8 protein-coding genes are annotated in these 8,939 nt (G+C 71.8%); 4 read left to right on the forward strand and 4 right to left on the reverse strand.

The genetic code is table 11. The features are described from left to right. The 4 genes from H5J26_RS25075 to H5J26_RS25090 form a co-directional block, all read left to right on the forward strand. Positions 1 to 1,242 (forward strand): ADP-ribosylglycohydrolase family protein (locus H5J26_RS25075; RefSeq protein ID WP_181768237.1); only part of this gene is annotated, 1,242 nt, incomplete at its 5' end. A 50-nt stretch (positions 1,243 to 1,292) separates the two neighbouring features. Then, positions 1,293 to 2,177: a ribokinase gene (rbsK, locus tag H5J26_RS25080; protein WP_181768244.1), complete on the forward strand. Its 885-nt coding sequence runs from the start codon at positions 1,293 to 1,295 to the stop codon at positions 2,175 to 2,177. Beyond that, positions 2,174 to 3,409 carry a CaiB/BaiF CoA transferase family protein gene (locus H5J26_RS25085; RefSeq protein WP_181768238.1) on the forward strand — a complete coding sequence of 412 codons (1,236 nt, stop codon included), beginning with the start codon at positions 2,174 to 2,176 and terminating at the stop codon, positions 3,407 to 3,409. Before rbsK ends, H5J26_RS25085 begins: the two co-directional genes overlap by 4 nt. Beyond that, entirely contained in the window at positions 3,406 to 4,275 is an 870-nt protein-coding gene (locus H5J26_RS25090) for an HpcH/HpaI aldolase/citrate lyase family protein (protein WP_181768239.1), read from the forward strand. Before H5J26_RS25085 ends, H5J26_RS25090 begins: the two co-directional genes overlap by 4 nt. 27 nt (positions 4,276 to 4,302) lie before the next feature. Here H5J26_RS25090 and lgt read toward each other — a convergent pair whose 3' ends face one another. The 4 genes from lgt to trpB all read right to left on the reverse strand — a co-directional run bounded on the left by lgt (position 4,303) and on the right by trpB (position 8,617). Next, a complete protein-coding gene (gene lgt / locus H5J26_RS25095; protein ID WP_181768240.1) occupies positions 4,303 to 5,367 on the reverse strand; it encodes a prolipoprotein diacylglyceryl transferase in 1,065 nt (354 codons plus the stop codon). A gap of 195 nt (positions 5,368 to 5,562) precedes the next feature. Further along, on the reverse strand, positions 5,563 to 6,300 hold the full coding sequence (locus tag H5J26_RS25100) for a DsbA family protein (protein WP_181768241.1): 738 nt from the start codon (positions 6,298 to 6,300) through the stop codon (positions 5,563 to 5,565). 251 nt (positions 6,301 to 6,551) lie between these two features. Further along, positions 6,552 to 7,385 carry a tryptophan synthase subunit alpha gene (gene trpA, locus H5J26_RS25105; protein ID WP_181768242.1) on the reverse strand — a complete coding sequence of 278 codons (834 nt, stop codon included), beginning with the start codon at positions 7,383 to 7,385 and terminating at the stop codon, positions 6,552 to 6,554. Next, a complete protein-coding gene (gene trpB / locus H5J26_RS25110) occupies positions 7,382 to 8,617 on the reverse strand; it encodes a tryptophan synthase subunit beta (RefSeq protein ID WP_181768243.1) in 1,236 nt (411 codons plus the stop codon). The genes trpA and trpB overlap by 4 nt, the downstream gene beginning before the upstream one ends. Between the last annotated feature and the right edge of the window lie 322 nt (positions 8,618 to 8,939).

An 8,939-nucleotide genomic window follows, 5' to 3' on the forward strand; every position in this document is an offset into this window, starting at 1 on the left:
GCCCTGCTTCCCTCGCCGTTGGCCGTCGACGAGCCGACGGACGAGGCCGGCATCAAGGCGGCCTGCCCGGACTGGCCCGCACCTCCGCCACCGGGCACCACACCTGCGGACAGCAAGGGCGAACCGCACGGTGACGGCGGCCTGCGGAGCCGGTTGGAAGCGGCGTGGCTGGGACGGGCCGCCGGATGCCTGCTCGGGAAACCGGTCGAGAAGATGCCGCTCGCCGGTATCCGCGAGGTCGCCCGCGCCACCGGCAACTGGCCGCTGGACGACTGGTTCACACAGGTGGGCCTGGGCCCCGGCGTCGCCGCACGTCATCCCTGGAACAGGCGCAGCGCCCCCACGTCCCTCGCCGAGAACATCGACGGCATGCCCGAGGACGACGATCTCAACTACCCGCTTCTCGGGCTGATGCTGCTCCAGCGCCACGGCCACGGCTTCCACACCCGGGACGTCGCGGGGCTCTGGCTGGACGAACTGCCCGCGGGCCGTACGTTCACCGCGGAGCGCGTCGCGTACCGCAACCTCCTCGACGGGCTCGAACCCCCGCACACCGCCTCGCACCGCAACCCCTTCCGCGAGTGGATCGGTGCGCAGATCCGCAGCGACGTCTTCGGCTGGACGCATCCCGGCGATCCCGCGTCGGCCGCCGAACTCGCCTGGCGGGACGCCACGTTGAGCCACACCGGCGCCGGTGTCCACGGAGCGATGTTCGTCGCCGCCGTCACGGCCGCGGCCGCGGGTGGGGCGGCCGACGTCCACACGTGCCTGCGCACGGGACTCAGCGTCGTGCCGGAGCGCTCCCGCTTCGCCCGCGCCGTCCGCTTCGGAATCGAGACGGCGCGGGCCGAACCCACGGGCACGAACGCCGGTTTCGACTCCGTCGCCGACCGGCTCCACGAGGCCTACGGGCACCACCACTGGGTGCACGTCCTGCCCAACGCGGCACTTCTCGGCGCCGCCCTCACCCACGCCGACGGCGACTTCACGGGCTCCATCTGCCGTGCGGTCTCAGGCGGTTGGGACACCGACTCCAACGGCGCCACCGCCGGCAGCGTCGCCGGTCTGCTCGCCGGCGCGCCGGGCGCTCTTCCCGCCCGCTGGACCGCGCCGCTGAAGAACCGCCTGTCGACGACCGTCGGCGCCTTCGACGGCGTCGGTTTCGACACTCTCGCGCAGCTCACCGCCGACCTCGCGCGCCCCGCCCCGACAACGGACCGACAGGAGACCTCCGCGCTGTGACTCCCAAGACGCCACCACCACCGGCCATCGCGGTACTGGGCAGCACCAACATGGACCTCGTCGCCTACGTCGCGACCGCCCCACGACGCGGGGAGACCGTCACCGGCCACCGCTTCCGCACCGTCCCCGGCGGCAAGGGCGCCAACCAGGCTGTGGCAGCGGCCCGTTCGGGCGGCACGGTCTCGATGATCGGCTCCGTCGGCGACGACGACTTCGGGCTGCGGCTGCGGGGAGCGCTGGAGGACTCCGGTGTCGAGACGGGCGGTCTGCGCACCGTCGAGGGGGAGAGCGGCACGGCGCACATCGTCGTCGACGACGAGGGCGGCAACGCGATCGTCGTCGTCCCGGGAGCCAACGGCACCGTCCGGGAACTGGCGGACGGCGACGAGCAGCGCATCGCCGCGGCCGACGCGCTGCTCCTCCAGCTGGAGATCCCGCTGGCCGGTGTGCTCGCCGGTGCGCGGGCCGCACACGAGCACGGCGTACGCGTCGTGCTCACCCCGGCCCCCGCACAGCAGCTGCCCTCCGAACTTCTCGCCGTCACCGATCTGTTGGTCCCCAACGAGCATGAAGCGGCCGTCCTGACCGGCAAGTCCGATCCGCGCGATGCGGCGGCCGCGCTGCTGGCCCTGGTGCCGGAGGTCGTCGTCACGCTCGGCGCGGAGGGTTCGCTGTACGCCGTGCGCGACGCCGAACCCGTACACGTGCCCGCCCCCCGCGTGAAGGCCGAGGACACCACCGCCGCGGGCGACACTTTCGTCGGCGCCCTCGCCGTCGCGTTCGGCGAAGGGCGGGCGATGCCAGACGCCATGGCCTGGGCGTCGGCGGCATCCGCCCTGTCCGTACAACGTCCGGGCGCCCAGGCGTCCATGCCTCGGCGCACCGAGACCGACGCCTTCTCCGCCACGCTCCAGGAAAGCCGCACGTCCTCATGAACGACTCGCTCACGCACGAAGCCCCCGCCCAACCCCCGGCACCGTCCGCCGGCCCTCTCGACGGACTGCGCGTGCTGGACCTCGCCACGCTGTTCGCCGGCCCGCTCGCCGCGACCATGCTCGGCGACTTCGGCGCCGACGTGATCAAGGTGGAGCACCCGCACAAGCCCGACCCCTCGCGCGGTCACGGACCCGCCAAGGACGGCGTCGGCCTGTGGTGGAAGCTGCTGGGCCGCAACAAGCGCAACCTCACGCTCGACCTATCCACGCCCGGCGGTCGCGACGTGCTGCTGCGGCTGGCCGCCGAATCGGACGTGATCATCGAGAACTTCCGGCCCGGGACGCTGGAGAAGTGGGGCCTGGGCTGGGACGAACTCTCCAGCGCCAACCCCCGCCTGGTCCTGGCCAGGGTCACCGGCTTCGGCCAGTTCGGGCCGTACGCCCGGCGTCCCGGATTCGGCACCCTCGCCGAGGCGATGAGCGGCTTCGCCGCGATCACCGGTGAGGCCGACGGACCTCCGACGCTGCCGCCCTTCGGCCTCGCCGATTCCATCGCGGCGCTGTCGACGGCGTACGCCGTGATGGCGGCGCTGCACAGCCGCGACCGTACGGGCCGTGGCCAGGTCATCGACATGGCGATCATCGAGCCGATGCTGACGGTGCTGGGGCCCCAGCCGATCTGGTACGACCAGCTCGGCCACGTGCAGCCCCGCACGGGCAACCGTTCCGCCAACAACGCCCCCCGCAACACCTACCGCACGGCCGACGGGGCGTGGCTCGCCGTCTCCACCTCGGCGCAGTCCGTCGCCGAGCGTGTCCTGCGTCTGGTCGGCCACCCCGAGTTCCTCGACGAGCCGTGGTTCGCCACCGGAGCGGGCCGTGCCCGGCACGCCGACGAGTTGGACGAGGTGGTCGGCGGCTGGATCGGGCGGCACGACCGCGACGAGGTGATCGCCGCCTTCGAGCGGGCCGAGGCGGCCGTCGCGCCCGTCAACGACATCCGCGACGTGATGGCGGACGAGCAGTACCGGGCTCTCGGCTCGATCACGGAGGTCGAGGACGAGGAGCTGGGCACGGTCCGCATGCAGAACGTCCTCTTCCGGCTCTCCGAGACGCCTGGCGCCATCAAGTGGGCGGGCCGCCCCCACGGTTCGGACACCGAGACGGTCCTCGCCGAGATCGGCCTGAGCGAGGCGGAGATCACCGAGCTGCGGGACGGGGGCGCGCTGTGAGCGGCCAGCCGGCTTCCGCTGAGCCGTACCTCCCGCTGACCTGGCTCTACGTTCCCGGTGACAGACCGGAGGTCGTCCGCAAGGCGCTGGTCTCCGGCGCGGACGTGGTCCTCGTCGACCTGGAGGACGCCGTCGCGCCCGGACGCAAGTCGTACGCGCTGCACGCCACCGCCGAACTCCTCTCGGAGCCGCGCCCCGGCCCCGTCCCCGTGCACGTGCGCGTCAACGCTCTCGGAGGCCCACTGGTCAGGGCCGAGGTGGAGACGCTCGCTCCGCTGCCCGGTCTCGCAGGTCTGCGCCTGCCGAAGGTGGACGGCGTCCCGGATGTCGTCCAGGTCGCACGGTGGGCGCAGGACGCAGGCGGCGACGCCGGTGTCCCCGGCCTGTACGCACTGCTCGAGTCCGCCCTGGGAATCGAGAACGCCTTCGCGATCGCCGGCGCGCACCCGTCGGTCCGCGGCATCGCACTCGGTGAGACCGATCTGCGCGCGGTGCTGGGCGTGACCGGCGAGGCCGGACTGGCTTGGCCGCGCAGCCGGGCGGTGGTCGCCGCACGGGCGGCGGGGCTGGCTCCCCCGCCGCAGTCCGTCTACCCGGACATCCACGACGCAGAGGGGCTCGCCCGTTCCTGCGCCGAGGGCCGCAGCCTGGGCTTCCTCGGGCGTACGGCAATCCACCCGTGCCAGCTGGAGGTCATCGAGCGGGCCTATCTCCCCTCGCGAGGGGAGATCGAGGCGGCCGAGGAGATCATGGTGGCCGCCGCCGCGGACGAGGGAGCACTCGCGCTCCCGGACGGACGGTTCGTCGACGCGGCGGTCGTGGCGGGCGCGCAGCGGACGCTGGGGCTCGCCAGGCGCCGCCGCTGACGGCACGAAGCCGTCAGCGGCAGGGCGTCAGGACGTTCCGGCCGGCTTCTCCGGTGCCGTCACCTTGGTCGACTTGGCCGACCGGGCGCCTTCGTCCTCGTCGGAGTCGGAGGAGCCCGAGCTGGAGGAGCCCGGGGAGGAACCCGCTTCGGAAGAGCCGGAGGAGCCCGAGTCGGAGGAGCCCGGGGCCACGGGCTGCGGGTCCGCGTCGGCCTTCGCCGTGTCCTTGCCGTCGCCGGAGCCTCCGGAGGAGGTGTCGTCGGCTGTGGCCGGTTCGACGACCTCTTCGCGGCCCGGCTTCCTGCGCGCGGAGAGCACGATGCCGACGACAGCCGCGACGAAGACGAGGATCGACGTCCAGTTGTTCAGACGCATGCCCGCCAGGTGGTGGGCGTCGTCGACGCGCATGTACTCGATCCAGAAGCGGCCGACGGTGTACGCGGCGACGTACAGGCCGAAGGCGCGGCCGTGCCCGAGCTTGAACCGGCGGTCCGCCCAGATCACCAGGACCGCGACGCCCACGCACCACAGCGACTCGTAGAGGAACGTCGGGTGGTACGTGGCGAGGCTGGGGGTGTCGATCGGACGGTGCTGGGGGTCGATCTCGACGGCCCAGGGAACGTCGGTGGCGCGGCCGTAGAGCTCCTGGTTGAACCAGTTGCCCCAGCGGCCGATGGCCTGGGCGAGTGCGACGCCGGGCGCCACGGCGTCCGCGTACGCGGGGAGCGGGATGCCGCGCCTGCGGCAGCCGATCCACGCGCCGAGCGCGCCGAGGGCCACCGCACCCCAGATGCCGAGGCCGCCGTCCCAGATCTTGAACGCGTCGACCCAGTTGCGGCCCTCACCGAAGTAGAGCTGGTAGTCGGTGATGACGTGGTAGAGGCGTCCGCCGATGAGGCCGAACGGCACAGCCCACACGGCGATGTCGGCGACCGTGCCGGCGTTCCCGCCGCGCTCGGTCCAGCGGCGGCCGCCGAGCCACACGGCGACGAAGACGCCGATGATGATGCAGAAGGCGTAGCCGCGCAGCGGGACCGGACCGAGATGGATCTCGCCGGCCGAAGGACTGGGGATGAATGCAAGGATCTCCATGGCGATGCCGACGGTACCTTGCCGGGACTCACCATCGGCAATGCACTCTGTGCAACAGCTCCATAACGGCCGATCGGACGATCAAGGCCCCGGCACCCGCCCGGGAGCCGCTCCGGGCGGGACCGGCGGGTGCCGGGTGAACGGAGCGAGAGACCGCCGGCGCCCCTACGCTGCGTGTTCACCGGAGCGCGGGAGTCAGCTCTTCGCCTCGACCATCTTCTTCAGCCCCTGCGTCGTCAGCGGCTCGGTCCTGTTGCCGTAGACGTTCTCGCCGTCAAGCAGGACGGTCGGCGTCGCCTGGTGTCCGGACTTCTTGAAGGCGGCGCCGGTCTTCTGCACCCAGGCGTCGTGAGTGCCCTTCGTCACACACTTGCGGAAGCGCGGGCCGTCGAGGCCCTTCACCTTCCCGGCGAGCTTGATGAGGGTCTTGTCGCTCGCGAAGGCGTCGTCCTGCTCACCGGGCTGGTTGCGGTACAGCACGTCGTGGAACTCGCGGAACCTGCCCTCGTCCTTCGCGCACATCGCCGCGTTCGCCGCCCTGTGCGAGCCCGAACCACCCATGTTGTCGTCGATGATCGTGACCAGGTGGTACTCGGCCTTGAGCTTGCCCTTCTTCTCCAGGCCCCGGATGGTGCTGCGGAACTCCTGCTCGAACTGGCGGCAGGCCGGGCAGCGGAAGTCCTCGTAGACGGTGAGCTTCGCCGGGGCGCTCTTCGTCCCCACCGTGATCGGCTTGGTGTCGACCGTGTCGCCGCCTTCACCGCTCTGCTGGTTGATCACGGCGCCCACGACACCGGCGACCGCGAGCAGCGCCACGACGACGCCTCCCGCCTTCAGGTTCCTGGTGCGCTTGCCGGACGCACGCTCCTTGTCGCGCTGTTCCCGCATCCGCTCCGTGGCGGAGCGCCGTCCCTGTCGACCTTCTTGGTTCATCACACCGTGGGCCAACGAACGGAAGGGCGGGAGGCGTGCGTACTTCTGGCACGTTTCGCCCGAAAGAGCGAGGCGCGGGACGGACAACCGTGGCTGTCCGTCCCGCGCCGGCGCGGCCTGCAACTCCGCGGGCCCGCGGAGGGGTTCCGCCTCAACCGGCCGAGGGCAGGCTCAGGACGTGCGTCGACGCACACCCTCGGCGAGCTGCCCCGTCAACATCCGCACGGCTGCGAGACCGGCCACGTGCAGGCTCAGGACGTGCGTCGGCGCACACCCTCGGCGAGCTGGCCCGTCAACGTCCGTACGGCTGCGAGACCGGCCTCGAGGTCGTCCGGATGTGCCAGCAGTTCCTTGACGAAGGCCGAGCCGACGATGACGCCGTCCGCGAACTCGGCGACCTCCCGGGCCTGTTCGGCGTTGGAGACGCCCAGCCCGACGCACACGGGAAGCTGCGTCGTCGCCCGCGTACGGGCCACCAGGTCCTGCGCCTCCCTGCCCACGGACACCCGTGTGCCGGTGACGCCCATGAGCGAGGCCGCGTAGACGAAGCCGCTGCCTGCTGCGGTGATCTTCGCCAGCCGCTCGTCCTTGCTGCTGGGCGCGACCACGAACACGGTTGCCAGACCGTGCTGTTCGGCGGCCTTGCGCCAGGCCTCCGACTCCTCGACGGGCAGGTCGGGCAGGATGCAGCCCGCGCCGCCCGCCTCGGCGAGTTCGGCGGCGAAGCGCTCCACCCCGTACCGGTCGACCGGATTCCAGTACGTCATGCACAGCACCGGCTTGCCCGTGGCCGCGTGCGCGTCACGCACGGTGCGGATCACGTCGGCGATGCGGACGCCGCCGCGCAGCGCGATGTCGTCCGCGGTCTGGATGACGGGGCCGTCCAGCACGGGGTCGCTGTGCGGCAGCCCGACCTCGACCACGTCGCAGCCGCTCTCCAGCAGCGCGATGCAGGCCTGCACCCCGCCCTCCACCGTCGGGAATCCCGCGGGCAGATAGCCGACGAGCGCCGCCCTGTTCTCTTTCCGCGCCCCGTCCAGCACGGAGTTCAGCAGCTCGATGCTGCCGGTGGCCGGTCCGCTCACTTGTCCGCCCCCTCGTCGTACAGCCCGAAGTAACGCGCTGCGCTGTCCATGTCCTTGTCGCCGCGGCCGGAGAGATTCACCAGCACCAGCCCGTCGGGGCCCAGTTCCCTGCCGAGGTCGAGGGCGCCGGCGAGCGCGTGCGCGCTCTCGATCGCCGGGATGATGCCCTCGGTCTCGCACAGGAGGCGCAGCGCGCGCATGGCCTCGTCGTCGGTCACGGGGCGGTACTCGCCGCGCCCGGACTGCTTCAGATACGCGTGCTCCGGGCCGATCCCCGGGTAGTCCAGGCCGGCCGAGATCGAGTACGGCTCGGTGATCTGCCCTTCGTCGTCCTGCAGTACGAAGCTGCGCGAACCGTGCAGGATGCCGGGCTCACCGACGGACAGCGTGGCCGCGTGCTCACCCGAGTCCACGCCGTGCCCTGCCGCTTCCAGGCCGACAAGACGCACGTCCGCGTCCGGAAGGAAGGCGTGGAAGATGCCGATGGCGTTCGAACCGCCGCCGACGCAGGCGGCCACCGCGTCCGGCAGCCGTCCGGCGCGCTCCACGATCTGGCGGCGCGCCTCGACACCGATCACGCGGTGGAAGTCCCGCACGAGCTGCGGGAAGGGGTGCGGTCCGGCGACCGTGCCGAAGAGGTAGTGCGTGCGGTCGACGTTGGCGACCCAGTCGCGGAACGCCTCGTTGATGGCGTCCTTGAGGGTCCGGCTGCCAGAGGTGACGGGCACGACCTCGGCACCCAGGATGCGCATGCGCGCGACGTTCAGGGCCTGCCGTTCCGTGTCGATCTCGCCCATGTAGACGGTGCATTCGAGACCGAACAGCGCGCAGGCGGTGGCGGTGGCCACGCCGTGCTGTCCCGCTCCGGTCTCGGCGATGACGCGGGTCTTGCCCATCCGCTTGGTCAGCAGGGCCTGACCGAGCACATTGTTGATCTTGTGCGATCCGGTGTGGTTGAGGTCCTCGCGCTTGAGGAAGACCCGTGCGCCGCCGCCATGTTCGGCGAAGCGCGGCACCTCGGTCAGCGGGCTGGGCCGGCCCGTGTAGTTGACCATCAGGTCTTCGAGCTCGGCTGCGAACGCCGGATCGGCCTTCGCCTTCTCGTACTCGACGGCCACCTCTTCCACGGCGGCGACGAGCGCCTCCGGGATGAACCTGCCGCCGAAGGCGCCGAAGTACCCCTCGGCGTCCGGCACCCTGCCTTCGGGGTCGGGAATGAAGAAGTCGGACATCCGACGTGCTCCTTGCAGAAGTTGTGTGTGAGTCACGGCGTGCGGAGTCGGCTCGCGGGGCCGTTCGGACGACGTCCGTTCAAGGACGTCGCGGGCCACGGGACTCCGTGCCTTCATGGGACGGCGGCACCACGGGCGGACGTCGGTCGCCGCGCCGGGGACACTCCCGGCATCGGCATCCGCCTCCGGCCAGGTGTCGCACCGTGAGAACGCGCCCCGCCGCTCAGGGGATCAGGTCAGCCCGCGCAGCGGGACCCGCGCCATCGGCGGCCGTTGACCTGACCCGGCTCACACCCGATGTGATAGCGGACGCGGCGTCCGC

This window comes from Streptomyces albidus (ex Kaewkla and Franco 2022), from assembly GCF_013870515.1.
Taxonomy (GTDB): Bacteria; Actinomycetota; Actinomycetes; order Streptomycetales; family Streptomycetaceae; genus Streptomyces; species Streptomyces albidus.